General features: G+C 52.7%; 14 protein-coding genes. 6 read left to right on the top strand and 8 right to left on the bottom strand.

Annotation, left to right across the window (positions count from 1 at the left end; all coding sequences use genetic code 11):
• Positions 1 to 429 precede the first annotated feature (429 nt).
• Both AC07RN_RS17715 and mdtD read left to right on the top strand, forming a co-directional pair.
• Positions 430 to 1,122: a FadR/GntR family transcriptional regulator gene (locus AC07RN_RS17715; protein WP_015961066.1), complete on the top strand. Its 693-nt coding sequence runs from the start codon at positions 430 to 432 to the stop codon at positions 1,120 to 1,122.
• A gap of 10 nt (positions 1,123 to 1,132) precedes the next feature.
• On the top strand, positions 1,133 to 2,560 hold the full coding sequence (gene mdtD / locus AC07RN_RS17710; protein ID WP_478336953.1) for a multidrug transporter subunit MdtD: 1,428 nt from the start codon (positions 1,133 to 1,135) through the stop codon (positions 2,558 to 2,560).
• On the opposite strand, the gene rbsR is transcribed toward mdtD, so the two are convergent.
• The 7 genes from rbsR to kup all read right to left on the bottom strand — a co-directional run bounded on the left by rbsR (position 2,508) and on the right by kup (position 10,434).
• Entirely contained in the window at positions 2,508 to 3,518 is a 1,011-nt protein-coding gene (rbsR, locus tag AC07RN_RS17705; protein ID WP_150099592.1) for a ribose operon transcriptional repressor RbsR, read from the bottom strand. The two genes, mdtD and rbsR, sit on opposite strands and share 53 nt — an antisense overlap.
• 3 nt (positions 3,519 to 3,521) lie before the next feature.
• Positions 3,522 to 4,451, bottom strand: a complete 930-nt coding sequence (rbsK, locus tag AC07RN_RS17700; RefSeq protein ID WP_478336957.1) for a ribokinase — start codon at positions 4,449 to 4,451, stop codon at positions 3,522 to 3,524.
• A 107-nt stretch (positions 4,452 to 4,558) separates the two neighbouring features.
• Entirely contained in the window at positions 4,559 to 5,449 is an 891-nt protein-coding gene (rbsB, locus tag AC07RN_RS17695; RefSeq protein WP_015961070.1) for a ribose ABC transporter substrate-binding protein RbsB, read from the bottom strand.
• Positions 5,450 to 5,478: 29 nt separating this feature from the next.
• Positions 5,479 to 6,444 (bottom strand): ribose ABC transporter permease, encoded by a 966-nt coding sequence (gene rbsC / locus AC07RN_RS17690; protein WP_015961071.1) that lies wholly within the window; start codon positions 6,442 to 6,444, stop codon positions 5,479 to 5,481.
• Between the two features lie 4 nt (positions 6,445 to 6,448).
• A complete protein-coding gene (gene rbsA, locus AC07RN_RS17685) occupies positions 6,449 to 7,954 on the bottom strand; it encodes a ribose ABC transporter ATP-binding protein RbsA (protein WP_235134347.1) in 1,506 nt (501 codons plus the stop codon).
• Between the two features lie 7 nt (positions 7,955 to 7,961).
• Positions 7,962 to 8,381, bottom strand: a complete 420-nt coding sequence (gene rbsD / locus AC07RN_RS17680) for a D-ribose pyranase (protein WP_015961073.1) — start codon at positions 8,379 to 8,381, stop codon at positions 7,962 to 7,964.
• Positions 8,382 to 8,565: 184 nt separating this feature from the next.
• On the bottom strand, positions 8,566 to 10,434 hold the full coding sequence (gene kup / locus AC07RN_RS17675) for a low affinity potassium transporter Kup (protein WP_015961074.1): 1,869 nt from the start codon (positions 10,432 to 10,434) through the stop codon (positions 8,566 to 8,568).
• 222 nt (positions 10,435 to 10,656) lie between these two features.
• Here kup and ravA point away from each other — a divergent pair, with 222 nt between their 5' ends.
• Both ravA and viaA read left to right on the top strand, forming a co-directional pair.
• Positions 10,657 to 12,153, top strand: a complete 1,497-nt coding sequence (gene ravA / locus AC07RN_RS17670) for an ATPase RavA (protein WP_478336952.1) — start codon at positions 10,657 to 10,659, stop codon at positions 12,151 to 12,153.
• Complete coding sequence (gene viaA / locus AC07RN_RS17665) at positions 12,147 to 13,598, top strand: ATPase RavA stimulator ViaA (protein WP_015961076.1); 1,452 nt, start codon at positions 12,147 to 12,149, stop codon at positions 13,596 to 13,598. Before ravA ends, viaA begins: the two co-directional genes overlap by 7 nt.
• Here viaA and asnA read toward each other — a convergent pair whose 3' ends face one another.
• Positions 13,599 to 14,591 (bottom strand): aspartate--ammonia ligase, encoded by a 993-nt coding sequence (gene asnA / locus AC07RN_RS17660; protein ID WP_478336951.1) that lies wholly within the window; start codon positions 14,589 to 14,591, stop codon positions 13,599 to 13,601. It lies immediately after the preceding gene.
• Between the two features lie 150 nt (positions 14,592 to 14,741).
• On the opposite strand from asnA, the gene asnC reads away from it, so the two are divergent.
• Both asnC and mioC read left to right on the top strand, forming a co-directional pair.
• Positions 14,742 to 15,200 (top strand): transcriptional regulator AsnC, encoded by a 459-nt coding sequence (asnC, locus tag AC07RN_RS17655; protein ID WP_041689565.1) that lies wholly within the window; start codon positions 14,742 to 14,744, stop codon positions 15,198 to 15,200.
• A gap of 89 nt (positions 15,201 to 15,289) precedes the next feature.
• Positions 15,290 to 15,739, top strand: a complete 450-nt coding sequence (gene mioC / locus AC07RN_RS17650) for an FMN-binding protein MioC (RefSeq protein WP_041689566.1) — start codon at positions 15,290 to 15,292, stop codon at positions 15,737 to 15,739.
• The last annotated feature ends 54 nt before the right edge of the window (positions 15,740 to 15,793 follow it).

The following is a 15,793-nucleotide window of genomic DNA, read 5'->3' as shown; positions in this document are numbered from 1 at the left end:
AGAGACTTTGGTATTCATTTAGCGTCTTGCGACGTTTAGAATCCATGTCACTTTGAGTGCCCACACAGATTGTCTGATAAATTGTTAAAGAGCAGTGCAACGCGGCTTTCGCTCACCGTTGCGAGGTCCCGTATAATACGTTTTCCTCATTCAGAGTCAAGCGTTTATTTTCGCTTTTCTCTGCCGGCGTTCATCGCTGAACCCCGCTGACCCGGCGGCTTGTGTTCCGTTGTTCCGTGTCAGTGGAGGCGCATTATAGGGAGTTATTCTGAGGTGACAAGAGGAAATTTAAAATTAATTTCCAACCGTGTTTTTTTTCACCAAAACCGTTAATAACAAGTCATAAATTGTTCTATTTGTTGTTTTTGCAGCCACAATCACACTCCAGGTGGCATACTTACTAGCAAGAACAATTAAGGAATAAGAGCTATGCCCTTAAGCGCACAACAGCTGGCGGCACAAAAAAATCTATCTTATGTGTTGGCCGAAAAGCTAGCTCAACGAATTCTGGCGGGAAAATATGCTCCAGGAAGCATTCTGCCCGGAGAAATGGAACTTGGTGAACAGTTTGGGGTGAGCCGCACCGCCGTTCGTGAAGCAGTGAAAACATTAACGGCAAAAGGAATGGTGCTTCCACGTCCTCGTATTGGTACTCGGGTTATGCCCCAAAGTAACTGGAACTTCCTCGATCAGGAGTTGCTTTCCTGGTGGATGACTGAGGATAACTTCCATCAGGTTGTTGACCATTTCCTGGTGATGCGCAGCAGCCTTGAGCCTCAGGCGTGTTTACTCGCCGCACTGTTGGGGAGCGCCGAACAAAAAGCGCAGTTAAACACCTTAATGGAAGAGATGACCTTCCTGAAGCAGCACTTTAACCGCCAGCGTTGGATTGAAGTCGACATGACGTGGCATGAGCATATCTACTTGATGAGTGGAAATCCCTTCCTGACCTCATTTGCGTCCCTATTCCATTCTGTGTACCACACCTACTTTGCTTCTATTACCCAGGATGAAGTGGTGAAGCTCGATCTGCACCAGGCCATTGTTGATGCTATCCAGGATAGCGATGGACAACGCGCATTACACGCTTGCCAGGCTTTGTTGGCTGCCCCAAATCAGTAGCAGGTAATAGATGAACGAGAAAAAATCACGCAGCATGGCGGGATTGCCATGGATTGCCGCAATGGCTTTCTTTATGCAGGCACTGGATGCCACCATTCTGAATACGGCCCTGCCGGCCATCGCCCAAAGCCTCAACCGCTCTCCACTGGCCATGCAGTCCGCCATCATTAGCTACACGTTGACCGTCGCGATGCTGATCCCTGTTAGCGGCTGGCTGGCAGACCGTTTTGGTACACGTCGGATATTTATGTTCGCCGTCACGCTATTTACGCTCGGCTCACTGGCGTGCGCACTTTCTACCTCATTAACGGAGCTAGTAAGCTTTCGTGTGCTTCAGGGTATAGGCGGCGCAATGATGATGCCGGTCGCACGACTCGCGTTATTACGCGCGTATCCGCGCAGCGAACTCTTGCCCGTACTGAATTTCGTTACCATGCCCGGTCTGGTCGGCCCGATTCTCGGCCCGGTGTTGGGTGGCGTACTGGTGACCTGGGCGAGCTGGCACTGGATTTTCCTGATCAACATTCCGATTGGTATCGCCGGGCTGTGCTATGCCCGCAAATACATGCCGAATTTCACCACGCCCAAGCGCAGTTTCGACATGGGTGGTTTTTTCCTTTTCGGTGTGAGCCTGGTGTTGTTCTCCATCGGCATGGAGTTATTCGGCGAGAAAATCGTCGCGACCTGGATAGCATTGTCGATTATCGTCGGCAGCATTCTGCTTTTCCTTCTTTATATACGTCATGCGCGCCGTCATCCAACGCCACTTATCTCATTACAGCTTTTTAAAACGCGTACTTTCTCCGTCGGAATCGCGGGGAATATCGCCTCACGTCTTGGCACAGGCTGCGTACCCTTTTTAATGCCGTTGATGTTACAGGTAGGTTTTGGCTATCCGGCGCTGATCGCGGGGATAATGATGGCACCGACCGCCGTCGGATCTATTCTGGCGAAATCGATGGTAACGAAAATACTGCGTGGACTGGGCTATCGGAAAACGCTGGTTGGAATAACGGTCTTTATCGGCGCGATGATTGCGCAGTTCTCGCTACAGTCATCGGCACTGCCTGCATGGATGCTGATCCTGCCGCTCTTTATATTGGGGATGGCGATGTCTATTCAGTTCACCTCAATGAACACCATTAGTCTTGCTGACCTGACCGATGAAAATGCCAGCGGCGGTAACAGTGTCCTGGCCGTTACTCAACAGCTGTCGATCAGTTTAGGCGTGGCCGTGAGCGCAGCGGTACTTCGCATTTATGAAGGTATAGAAGGCACAAACACCGTCGAGCAGTTCCACTACACCTTTATTACGATGGGCGTCATTACCGTGGTTTCCGCTCTGGTGTTTTTATTATTGAAACCGAAAGATGGCCGCAACCTGATTAAAGATCGCCACCCGACGAAACCGAACCGCGTTCCATCAGAACAGGAGTAAGCTGCAAGCGCTGCTGCTGCAATGTGGGCTGTGCCATTCGATGAATCAACACATCGATGGCCAGCTCCCCCAGTTCATCTTTCGGTTGATGAATAGTGGTCAGCGGCGGAGTCATGTAACGCGCCAGTTCAATATCATCGTAGCCAATGATTGCCATATCATGGGGAACGCTTAATCCCGCCTGATATAACGCCTGATAGGCACCAAATGCCATCGCATCGTTACCAATAAATACCGCCTGCGGACGCTGTTCCTGCGCCAGCAATTTTTGCATCGCTTCGAAACCACCATTGAACTCAAAATCGCCCGTGATGCGATACCCTTCAGGTACGGATAAACCGGCACGCTCCATGGCGGTCAGATACCCTTCGAGACGTAAACGTGCAGGCGTCTTATCAAGGGGTCCCGTGATACAGGCGATGCGACGATACCCTTTATCAATCAAATGTTGTGTCGCCATGTCGCCACCGAGGAGCGAGTTGTCCTGGATGAGATCGCTGGTTCCGTCGAACGGTGCCCAGTCCATCATCACGGTTGGGACTGAAGGATAGCGCTGCATAATCTCTTTCGAGGGCTGGTGCGTTTCGGTACACAGCAACAGCAACCCATCAACGCGTTTTTGCATGAGCGTTTCAAGATTACGGTTCATGCGTTGCTCATCGCCTTCCGTGTTACACAGCACCAGGCTATAACCGCGTTCAAAGCAGCTACGCTCCACGCCGCGCACCAGCTCAGAATAGAAAGGGTTGGTACTGGCAGTGATAAGCATGCCGATTGTGTGGGTCTGATTGAGCTTAAGACTACGCGCTAACGCCGAAGGCGCATAATTGAGGTCTTTAACAGCGGCTTCGACTTTCGCCTTAATCGCGTCGCTGACAAAGCGATCGCTATTGATTACGTGGGAGACCGTCGAGGTAGAAACGCCCGCCATGCGGGCGACATCTTTCATTGTGGCCAAGCGTTACCTCTGCTGAATCAAAAATTCATCAATCTCTTTGCGCCATGGAACGGAAGGCTGAGCACCTTTACGCGTCACCGCAATCGCGGCCGCGGCATGGGCGAAGCGAATGGCATCATCCATCGGCTTACCTTCCAGCAACGCCGTGATCAGCGCACCATTAAAGGTGTCTCCCGCCGCGATAGTGTCAACGGCTTTAACCTTAAAGCCGGGTACGCGACGGCCTTCACCGTTAACGCTCGCCCACACGCCACGGCTACCGAGCGTGATAATCACGGTGTCGATGCCTTTCTCGTGCAATGCCTTAGCGGCTCGCGCGGCGTCGTCATCGTTTTCCACACGAATACCCGTCAGCTTTTCAGCTTCAGTTTCGTTTGGCGTAATGATGTCCACCAGCGTCAACAGTTCGTCTGATAATACACGCGCGGGCGCGGGGTTAAGTACGACAGTGGTATGATTTTCATGCGCAATTTTTGCCGCCGCCAGCACGCTTTCGACCGGAGACTCCAACTGCATCAGCAAGGCTTCAGCACGGGCAATAATTTCACGCTGCGCTTCAACGCGTTCAATATTCAGCGCCGCGTTTGCCCCCGCGTGAATACCGATAACATTCTCACCTTCTGCGTTGACGAAAATTAACGCCACACCGGTTGATTCCCCATCCACCACGCTCACTGGCGCAATATCGATGTTGTCGCTTTCCAGCTGCTTGCGAACACGTTCGCCGGTATCGTCATCACCCGTACAGGCAATAAAGGCAATATTCGCACCACTGCGACCGGCCGCTACGGCCTGGTTTGCACCCTTACCACCGAAAGCCACCTGATACTGATTTCCCGTGACGGTTTCACCCGGAGTGGGGAAAGATTCAAGGTTAAGAATGTGATCGGCATTGATACTGCCAAGGACGACGAGATTGCCTGCGGTTTTCATGTATGAGGTGTCCATCTAAGAGCGCCACCGGTTTGACCCGGTGGCGTGTGCCACACTTTTCTTTATTTTGAGTCCCTCAGGCCGTTATCAACGACCTGAATCGCCTATTACTGCTTGATGACCAGCTTCAGGTCAACTGGATATTTAGCCTGAACCTTTTCGCCTTTCAGCACTTTATCTGCAATATCAACGCCCGTTGCGCCAATCTGCTCAGGTAACTGCGCGATGGTCGCCGCCAGTTTGCCATCGTTTACTGCTTTTTCGCCGTCTGGCGTGCCGTCAAAACCGACAACCATCACATCTGTTTTACCGGCAGTTTGCAGTGCACGCAGCGCGCCCAGTGCCATTTCATCGTTCTGTGCGAATACGGCCTGCACGTCAGGATGCGCGGTTAGCAGGTTCTGCATTACGTTCAGACCTTTCGTACGGTCGAAGTCAGCAGGCTGGCTCGCCAGTACGTTAAATTTGTGTGCTGCAACGGCCTGCTGGAAGCCTTCGCCACGCTCACGCGCTGCGGAAGTCCCTGCGATACCCTGCAGCTCGATAACTTTTGCGCCTTCACCGGCTTTCTTCGCGATGTAGTTACCGGCGATTTTGCCGCCCAGCACGTTATCAGAAGCAATGTGGCTTACCACTTCGCCTTTAGCAGCAACTCGGTCAAGGGTGATAACCGGGATGTTCGCCTGGTTTGCCATCTTAACGGCGTTACCTACTGCGTCGGAATCCGTTGGGTTGATCAACAGAATTTTGGTGCCGCGAACGGTTAAGTCCTGAACGTTAGCCAGCTCTTTCGCCGGGTTGTTCTGAGAATCCAGCACAACCAGGTTGTAACCCAGCTTATCGGCTTCTTTCTGCGCGCCATCCTTCAGCGAAACGAAGAACGGATTGTTGAGCGTAGAAACCACCAGCGCGATGGTGTCTTTCGCCATTGCGTTAGCACTTACGGTGGCGCTCAGCGCCACAGCAGAAACCAGAATAGCCAGTTTTTTCATATTCATATCAGTGATGTCCTGTAGTGTGTCGTCAGTTACTGTTTTTTGTTGTCTACCAGAACCGCCAGCAAAATCACCACTGCTTTAACGATCATCTGGTAATAGGAAGAAACACCTAACAAATTCAAACCATTATTCAGGAATCCAAGGATCAGCGCGCCGATCAATGTCCCAACAATGCGACCTTTACCACCTGCAAGGCTGGTACCGCCCAGTACAACCGCCGCAATCGCATCCAGCTCATAACCCGTACCCGCCGTTGGCTGTGCCGAGGAGAGACGAGCCACTTCGATGATACCCGCCAGCGACGCCAGCAAGCCGCAAAGGGAATAAACGATAATCTTCACTTTGTTAACGCTGATGCCTGACAGGCGCGTTGCCGCTTCGTTACCGCCGAGCGCATAAATATAACGACCGAGACGGGTGTGATGCAGCATGTACCATGCGGCCAGGAAGACGATACCCATGATCCACACCGGCGTTGGAACCCCCAGCGGGCGACCAATACCAAACCAGCCAAACAGATCGGCATTGTCAGTAAAACCGGTATTCACGGGACTGCCGTTGGTATAGACCATCGTGACGCCACGCAGCAGCAGCATCATCACCAGAGTCGCAATAAATGCCTGCACCCGGCCTTTTGCCACAATCATTCCGGTGACAGCACCAATCGCTGCGCCCAATGCCAGAGCAGCCGCAATCGCCACCAGCGCGTTCACTTCAATCCCTACAATTGAAGCCGCGACCGCGCCGGTGAGCGCCAGCAGAGAACCGACGGACAGGTCGATACCCGACGTCAAAATCACCAGCGTCATCCCGACAGCCATAATGGCGTTTACAGACGTCTGCTGGAGAATATTGAACAGGTTATTAACGGTAAAAAAGTTTGGGCTCATGGTCGAAACCACCGCGATCAGCACCAGCAGTGCAATCAGCGATTTTTGTTCCAACAGCCATGCCTTAGTGAAATAGCGGCGACCAGAAACAGCCTGGGTAGTCATCTTGTTACTCCTGATTCACGCGATTAAGCTTGCCCACAGCGGCAGCCATCAGAACTTCCTGGGTGGCCTGCTCGCGAGTGAATTCACCGCCGAGATGCCCTTCATGCATGACGATAATGCGATCGCTCATGCCTAATACTTCTGGCATCTCGGAAGAGACCAGAATGATGCTCAGCCCGTCAGCCTTAAACTGGTTGATCAGCTGATAAATCTCTTTCTTGGCGCCGACGTCCACGCCACGAGTGGGCTCATCGAGGATCAGCACTTTTGGACGCGTCATCAGACCGCGCGCAATCGCCACTTTCTGCTGATTACCGCCGGAAAGCAGGCCGATAGCCTGTTCCATCGAAGGCGTTTTCACATTGAACAGGCGGATAAAATCGCTGACCGCCTGCTGTTCGTCTTTATGTTTTAAGCCACCGCCGTTACGGCTGAAATAGCGCAGCGCGGTCAGAGACATGTTCTCTTTAACCGACATGCCCAGCACCAGGCCATCGCGTTTACGGTCTTCAGAGATATAAACGATGCCGTTTGCGAGCCCATCCTGCGGAGAACGGGTGACGACTTCATGACCGTTGAGCGTGACGTAACCGCTGGTACGCGGCAGCGCGCCGTACAGCACTTTCATTAATTCGGTACGACCCGCGCCCATCAGGCCCGCCACACCCAGGATTTCACCCTGGCGCAGCGTAAAGGAGACATTGTCGACGCCTGGACCGCATAGATTATCCACCTTCAGGCGGACGTCACCCGGCGCTTTATCCAGTCGCGGATACTGATCTTCGAGCTTGCGCCCCACCATCATTTCGATCAGCGAATCTTCGGTCAGAGAGGCCACCTCGCGCTCGGCAATAAACTGCCCGTCGCGGAACACGGTAACGTCATCACAAATCTCGAAAATCTCTTTCATGCGGTGAGAGATATAAACAATGCCACGTCCCTGCGATTTCAACTCGCGGATAACGCGGAATAAAGATTCGGTTTCGGTATCAGTAAGTGCATCGGTCGGTTCATCCATGACGATGACTTTTGACTCGAAGCTCAAGACTTTCGCGATTTCCACCATCTGCTGGTCGCCGATCGAAAGATCGCCCACCAAACGGTCGCTCTTGAAGCGCAGATTCAGTTTCGCCAGCAGTTTGTCGGCTTCGGCGTACATCAACTTCCAGTCGATGTTGCCAAAGCGGCCCACGAATTCGCGGCCAAGAAAGATATTTTCGGCAATGGTGAGCTGCGGGATCAGGTTTAATTCCTGGTGGATAATGCCGATCCCGGCTTCCTGTGAGGATTTCGGTCCGGTGAAGGTGGTTTCTTTTCCCAGCCACACCAGCGAACCCGCATCGCGTTGATAGATGCCGGTCAGCACTTTCATCATGGTGGATTTGCCAGCGCCGTTTTCACCTACCAGCGCCATCACGCGACCGGCATAAACGTTCAGCGCCGCGCCAGAGAGGGCTTTTACGCCCGGGAACGATTTATCGATCCCTTTGAGTTGTAATAATGCGTCCATGACGGCCTCAGAACGTGACGCCAGCACAGAGAATGATATTCGCATACGGGGAACACTCCCCGCTGCGAATCACCGCCTGACTGTCTGCGGTTTGTTGTTTGAACTGTTCGTGCGTCGTGTAACGAATTTCTATGGTGTTTCCCTGGTGTTGTTGCAGTTGCTCTATGTGGCCGAGCAACGTTTCGTGGAGTTGCGGATTATGTTGTTTAATTTCCGTCGCGAGAATGGCTGTCTCAACCTGCATCTCCGCCGTCACCACATCAAGTACCTGCATAAACGAGGGAACACCCTGCGTTAATGCCATATCAATACGTGTTGTGCTGTGCGGAACCGGTAAGCCTGCATCGCAAACCACCAGCGTATCGGTATGCCCAAGACGGGAAATAACCGATGAGATTTCAGAATTGAGTACCGTGCCTTTCTTCATTTTGTTGCTCCACTAGCGAAACGTTTCGCTGAAATAAGTGTAGCCGTAAGAGTGTTCAGAAAACCATCATGACGTAACAGAATTGTGATCGACGTCGAAACGTTTCGCTAAGTAAAATCTGAAGGGAAAAACACAAAGAAAAATGCCGGGTGAGCGTTGCGCTTCCCGGCATTCGTGCGGCGATTTAAATCTCGACCTGCGTTCCTAATTCAATCACGCGGTTAGGCGGAATCTCAAACTGATCCGGCGCACGCAGGGCGTTACGTTGCAGAATAAGATACAGCTTGCCACGCAGGCGCAGATACCATGGACGTTTGCCGACAATCAGCGACTCGTGCGACATAAAGAACGAGGTTTCCATCATGCGACAGCTCAGCCCTTCGAGACCGCAGCGGTGGAAGACCTCTTCCACATTTGGCGTTTCGCGCCAGCCGTAGCTTGCCACCACGCGCCAGAACGTCGGGGATAATTGTTCTATCTGTACGCGACGAACGTTATGCACGTAAGGCGCATCTTCGGTCCGCAGCGTCAGCAAAATCACGCGTTCGTGCAGCACTTTGTTGTGCTTGAGGTTATGCATCAGCGCAAACGGAATAACTTTTTGTGCTCGTGACATGTATACCGCGGTGCCAGGCACGCGTACCGGCGGTGATTTCTCCAGCGAGGCGATCATCGCCTCAAGAGAATTACCATGCTCATGCATGCGACGCAGCAGGCGGAATCGCTCGCTTTTCCACGTTGTCATCACGATGAACATCACCAGACCCAGCGTCAACGGCAGCCAGCCACCCGAGACGATTTTATCCAGGTTTGCCGAGAACAGTGGCAAATCAATACACAGCAGCCCCACCAGAATCAGCGCCACCAGGAACTTATTCCAGTGCCAGTTCCGGTACGCCACGGTGGTCGACAGAATCGACGTAAGTACCATCGTCCCCGTGACGGCAATACCGTAAGCCGCCGCCAGATTGCTGGAGTGTTCAAAGCTGACAATCACAATCACCACGGCAACGTAAAGCAGCCAGTTAATGAACGGGATGTAGATCTGACCGGATTCCATCTCCGAAGTATGAATAATGCGCATCGGCGACAAATATCCGAGGCGAACCGCCTGACGTGTCAACGAGAACACGCCAGAGATCACCGCCTGGGACGCGATAACGGTCGCCAATGTGGCGATAATCAACATCGGCACCAGCGCCCAGTCCGGCGCCAGCAGGAAGAACGGGTTTTTGATTGCCTCAGGGTTTTTCAGCAGCAGCGCCCCCTGACCGAAGTAATTCAACACCAGAGACGGCAAGACGACGGTAAACCATGCGAGGCGAATCGGCAGCTTCCCGAAGTGACCCATATCCGCATACAGCGCTTCGACGCCGGTAATAGAAAGCACGACCGCGCCAAGGGCAACAAACGAAACGGTTTTGTATTCCAGGAAGAAATGGACCGCCCAGATAGGGTTAAGGGCCTGCAGCACTTCTGGGTTGCCCATAATTCCGCGCAAACCCAGTGCCGCCAGGATCAGGAACCAGGCCAGCATAATCGGGGCAAACAGCTTACCCACCAGCCCGGTGCCATGTTTCTGAATCGCAAAAAGCAGGGTCAGAACAATAATGGCGAGCGGAACCACCCAGGTATCCAGCTGCGGCGCGATAATCTCCAGCCCCTCGATCGCCGAAAGCACCGAAATCGCAGGGGTGATCACCACTTCCCCATAGAAGAAGCTGCCACCAATCAATCCGATGATCACCAGGAAAGAGGTCATTCTTGCCGACGTGTTACGCCCCGCCAGGGACATCAACGTCAGGATCCCGCCTTCACCGGCGTTATCCGCGCGCATGACAAACGAGAGATATTTAAGCGAGACCACCAGAATCAGCAGCCAGAAGATGAGTGACAAAAAGCCAAACACGGCGTCACGTTCGACACCAAAACCAAACTGACCGGACAGACATTCGCGAAGCGTGTAAAGCGGGCTGGTGCCAATGTCACCGTAGACAACCCCAATAGCCGCAAGCGTTATAGCGCGTAATGATTGCTTATTATCAGTGCTCATAGACTAGTCTTTTCGTTGTAGAACAAATGTGTGCTGAGTCCCTTGGCCCACAAAAAGGCGCACAGTATGCACGATTAATCGCAAGATCGTATCCCTAAATGCAACCGCTTTAATTTAGCGCAAAGAAAATAGCGCCGTACTTCAGTCTATTACCAGCCCATGCCGAAACGTCTATACTCGCATCAAATAGCTGCAACGACAGCGAAAGGACGCAAAACTATTATGGCTCACTCACATTTATTAGCAGAAAGAATTTCCCGCCTCAGCAGCGCGCTGGAGAAAGGCCTTTTCGAGCGTAGCCATGCGATTCGCTTGTGTTTGTTAGCCGCGCTGAGCGGTGAAAGCGTCTTTTTACTCGGCCCTCCCGGCATAGCAAAAAGTCTGATCGCCCGCCGCCTGAAGTTCGCCTTTCAAAATGCACGCGCCTTTGAATATTTGATGACCCGTTTCTCCACGCCAGAAGAGGTGTTTGGCCCGCTGTCGATTCAGGCGCTCAAAGATGAAGGGCGCTATCAGCGTTTAACGGCTGGCTATCTCCCCGAAGCAGAAATCGTTTTTCTGGATGAGATCTGGAAAGCTGGTCCCGCCATCCTGAATACGCTGCTCACCGCCATCAACGAACGCCGCTTTCGCAACGGCGCGTACGAAGAAAAAATCCCGATGCGTTTGCTGGTGGCCGCATCCAATGAACTGCCGGAAGCAGATAACAGCCTTGAGGCGTTGTATGACCGCATGTTGATTCGCCTGTGGCTGGACAAAGTTCAGGACAAATCCAATTTCCGCTCGATGCTCGTGAGCCAGCAGGATGAAAATGAAAATCCGGTTTCGCCTTCGCTACAGGTGACTGACGAAGAGTATCAGCAGTGGCAGCAGGATATCGGCAAGATAAAGCTGCCCGATTCGGTGTTTGAGCTGATCTTCATGCTGCGCCAGCAGTTGGATTTACTGCCGTCAGCACCCTATGTGTCAGACCGTCGTTGGAAAAAAGCCATTCGCCTGTTGCAGTCGAGCGCGTTATTCAGTGGGAGAGATGCCGTCGCCCCGATCGACCTTATCCTGCTAAAAGACTGCCTCTGGCACGATGCAGAAGGCATGAATCTCATGCAACAGCAGTTGGATGTTTTGATGACCGGGCACGCATGGGGACAGCAGACCATGCTTAACCAACTGGGAGCAATCGCTCAGCGACGCATCCAGCTTCAGCAGCAGCAAAGTGATAAAACTGCGCTTAAAGTCAGTCGCCTCGGCGGGATGTTCTCGCGTAAACCTCACTATGAACTCCCCACGGAACTGACTGAAACCTCGCTGACGCTTCTGCTCCAGCAGCCGCTGAAGCTCCACGATATGCAGGTGGTGCACATCACCCTGGAGCGCGAAGCGCTGGCGCAGTGGCTGGACAAAAGCGGCGAGATCCGCGGAAAGTTAAACGGGATCGGCTTTGCGCAGATCCTGAATATGGAAGTGGATACCAGCCAGCATCTGGTGATCCGCGATGTCAGTCTACAAGGATCACGCCTTGCCCTGCCAGGCAACGCTGCCGAGAACGTGCCGGAAGAGATCAAACAGCAGCTGGAAGCGCTGGATACCGAGTGGCACCAGCAACATACGCGCTTCAGTGAGCAGCAGAAATGCCTCTTTGTGCACAGCGACTGGTTGGGCCGTATCGAAGCCAGCCTGCAAGATGTCAGCGCGCAGATTAAACAGGCGCGTCAATGCTAACGCTGGATACGCTGAATGTGATGCTGGCCGTCGGAGAGGAGGGGTTGATCGAAGAGGTCGTGCTCACCCTACTCGCTTCTCCGCAGCTGGCCGCTTTCTTTGAAAAATTTCCCCGTATCAAAAAGGCCGTTACCGACGACCTGCCGCGCTGGCGCGATAGCCTGCGCAGACGTCTCAAAGAGACCGAAGTCCCGCCTGAACTGACGGAAGAGGTGGAGTGCTATCAGCAATGCCAGCGGTTATCGACACCCCAGTTCATGGTTCAACTACCACAAATCCTGACGCTACTCGATAAGGTGCACTCTCCTTATGCGGCTCAGGCCCGCAAGCTGGTGACGGACAACGCGACATTCACCCCGGCGTTGCATACCCTGTTTCTGCAGCGCTGGCGGCTGAGCCTGGTGGTACAAACCACGTCACTTAACCAGCAGCTTCTGGAAGAGGAACGTGAACAACTGCTTAGTGAAGTTCAGGAACGCATGACGCTGACCGGGCAACTGGAACAGGTGCTGGTGGAAAATGAAAATTCTGCCGGACGTCTGTGGGATATGAGCGCCGGACAAATCAAACGCGGTGATTATCAGCTGATTGTGAAATACGGCGATTTTCTGGCGCAACAACCCGAACTCATGCAGCTCGCAGAGCAGCTTGGCCGTTCGCGAGAAGCCAAGTCAGTGCCGAAAAAAGACGCCCCAATGGAAACCTTCCGCACGCTGGTGCGCGAGCCCGCCACCGTACCGGAGCAGGTGGACGGGTTACAGCAGAGTGACGATATTTTACGCCTGTTGCCGACCGAACTGGCTACGCTGGGCATCACCGAACTGGAATATGAATTTTACCGTCGGCTGGTGGAGAAACAGCTGCTCACCTATCGCCTGCAGGGTGAATCCTGGCATGAGAAAATCAGCCAGCGCCCGGTCGTTCATCAGGATTTTGACGAACAGCCACGCGGCCCCTTTATTGTCTGCGTTGATACCTCGGGTTCGATGGGCGGTTTCAACGAGCAGTGCGCCAAAGCGTTTTGTCTGGCACTGATGCGCGTCGCCCTCGCAGACCGGCGTCGCTGCTTTATTATGCTGTTTTCCAGTGAAGTCGTAGGCTATGAATTAACGGCTGAACAAGGCATCGAACAGGCGATCCGGTTTTTGAGCCAGCGCTTTCGCGGCGGGACGGATATCGCCAGCTGTTTTCGTTCCATCATCGAACGGATGCAGGGTGGGGACTGGTATGACGCCGATGCGGTAGTGATTTCTGATTTTATTGCCCAGCGATTGCCGGACGACGTGGTGGCAAAAGTGAAGTCTTTGCAGCGGGATCAACAACATCGCTTTCATGCCGTGGCGATGTCTGCACATGGAAAACCCGGCATCATGCGCATTTTCGATCATATCTGGCGCTTTGATACCGGGTTACGCAGTCGTCTTATCCGACGCTGGAAACGCTAATTAAAGAAGAGAATCCACGCTCGCACGAACCTGCTGTGGCCATACTCCGCACTGAACCTGGCCGATATGGGAAAGTTGCAGCAGCAGCATCGTTAAACGAGACTGACCAATCCCGCCGCCGATTGTCTGCGGCATCTCGCCGCGCAGCAGCGCCTGGTGCCACTCAAGTTTCAGGCGATCTTCATCACCCGTCACCGCAAGCTGACGTTTAAGCGCATCAGCATCCACGCGGATCCCCATTGAAGAAAGCTCAAACGCATCTTTAAGAATAGGGTTCCAGACCAGAATGTCGCCGTTCAACCCCGCGCGTTCGCTTTCACCGGAGGTGCTCCAGTCATCATAATCCGGCGCACGCACGTCATGACGTTTGCCGTCAGACAGTTTGCCCCCGATACCAATCAAGAATACCGCGCCCAGCTCTTTAGCGATCGCACGCTCACGGCCTTTTGCATCCAGATCCGGGAAACGGCTCAGCAGATCCTGACTGTGAATAAAGTGGATCGTGTCTGGCAGGAACGGTGTCAGACCGAACTCTTTACTGACGGCCGTTTCCGTCGCTTTGATTCCCGCATAAATCGCTTCTACGGTGGATTTCAGCGTACCGACATGGCGTTCGCCATCACCCATGACGCGCTCCCAGTCCCACTGGTCAACGTAGACAGAATGAATGGCTGTTAGACGGTCTTCATCGGGGCGCAGGGCTTTCATGTGCGTGTAAAGCCCTTCGCCCGCGCTGAAGTCGTGTTGTCCTAAGGTTTGACGCTTCCATTTCGCCAGTGAATGAACCACTTCGAACTGGGCGTCTGGCAATGTTTTCACTTTGACCTGTACCGCTTTTTCGCAACCAGACAGGTTATCTTGCGTCCCATCACCTACGCGGCTGAGGATCGGTGCCTGCACTTCAATCAGGCCCAGCTTCTCTTCAAGCTGACGTGAAAAATGGGATTTAACGAAGCTGATCTGGCGTTGTTTTACGATGTAAGCGGTTTTCATTTTTATACTCCTGCGTCCTGTTGATATTGATTAAGCAACAAAACAGGGCCTCAATTCAATAATCCAACAACAAAAAGCCACGTTCACTTTTGATTCGATAAAATAAGAGGCTAGAATAGAGTGATTACTCATTCTTCATAAGAAAAAATGATGGAAAATTATCAGATCGATAATCTGGACCGCGGCATCCTTGAAGCATTAATGGCGAATGCACGTACCGCTTACGCCGAACTGGCAAAACAATTTGGCGTGAGCCCGGGCACAATTCACGTTCGGGTAGAGAAGATGAAGCAGGCCGGGATCATTACCGGAGCGCGAATTGACGTCAGCCCTAAGCAGTTGGGTTATGACGTGTGCTGCTTCATTGGCATTATTCTGAAAAGTGCAAAAGATTATCCGTCAGCGCTGGCAAGACTCGAGAGCCTGGAAGAGGTGACAGAAGCCTATTACACCACAGGGCACTACAGCATCTTTATTAAGGTCATGTGCCGATCGATCGACGCCCTGCAACAGGTACTTATCAACAAGATCCAAACAATTGATGAAATTCAGTCCACCGAGACACTGATCTCCCTGCAGAACCCGATCATGCGCACCATCCGCCCGTAACAGGGCGTTTTAATCACCACATTTTCCACAGGTAGATCCCAGCTCACTCACAGCGTACAATGATCCCCTCTTTATATGAGCGAGCGATCATGGCAGATATAACTCTTATCAGTGGCAGTACTCTTGGCGGCGCAGAATACGTTGCAGAACATTTGGCCGAAAAGCTCGAAGATGCTGGGTTTTCGACCGAAACACTGCACGGACCGTTACTGGAAGATCTTCCTACTGATGGGATTTGGCTGCTGATCACGTCAACGCATGGCGCTGGCGACATCCCGGACAATCTGCAACCTCTCTATGATGAGCTACTTGAGCAGCAACCGAGCCTGACCGCCGTGCGTTTTGGTGCAGTGGGTATCGGTAGCCGCGAATATGACACTTTTTGCGGTGCTGTAGAGAAAGTAGAAGCTGCGATCGCGTCCTGCGGTGCAAAACAGATCGGCGAAACACTGAAGATCAACGTCCTCGATCACGATATTCCAGAGGATCCAGCCGAAGAATGGTTGAGTGAATGGAAAAATTTACTCAAAAATGATTAAAGATCACGCGATCAGATGTGGGTAAGTCTGGTTAAAAGCTTGGATTAAGCAGTA

The sequence above is a fragment of the Lelliottia sp. GFLA7 genome (assembly GCF_056490165.1).
This window is presented reverse-complemented; position numbering and strand designations above follow the sequence as displayed.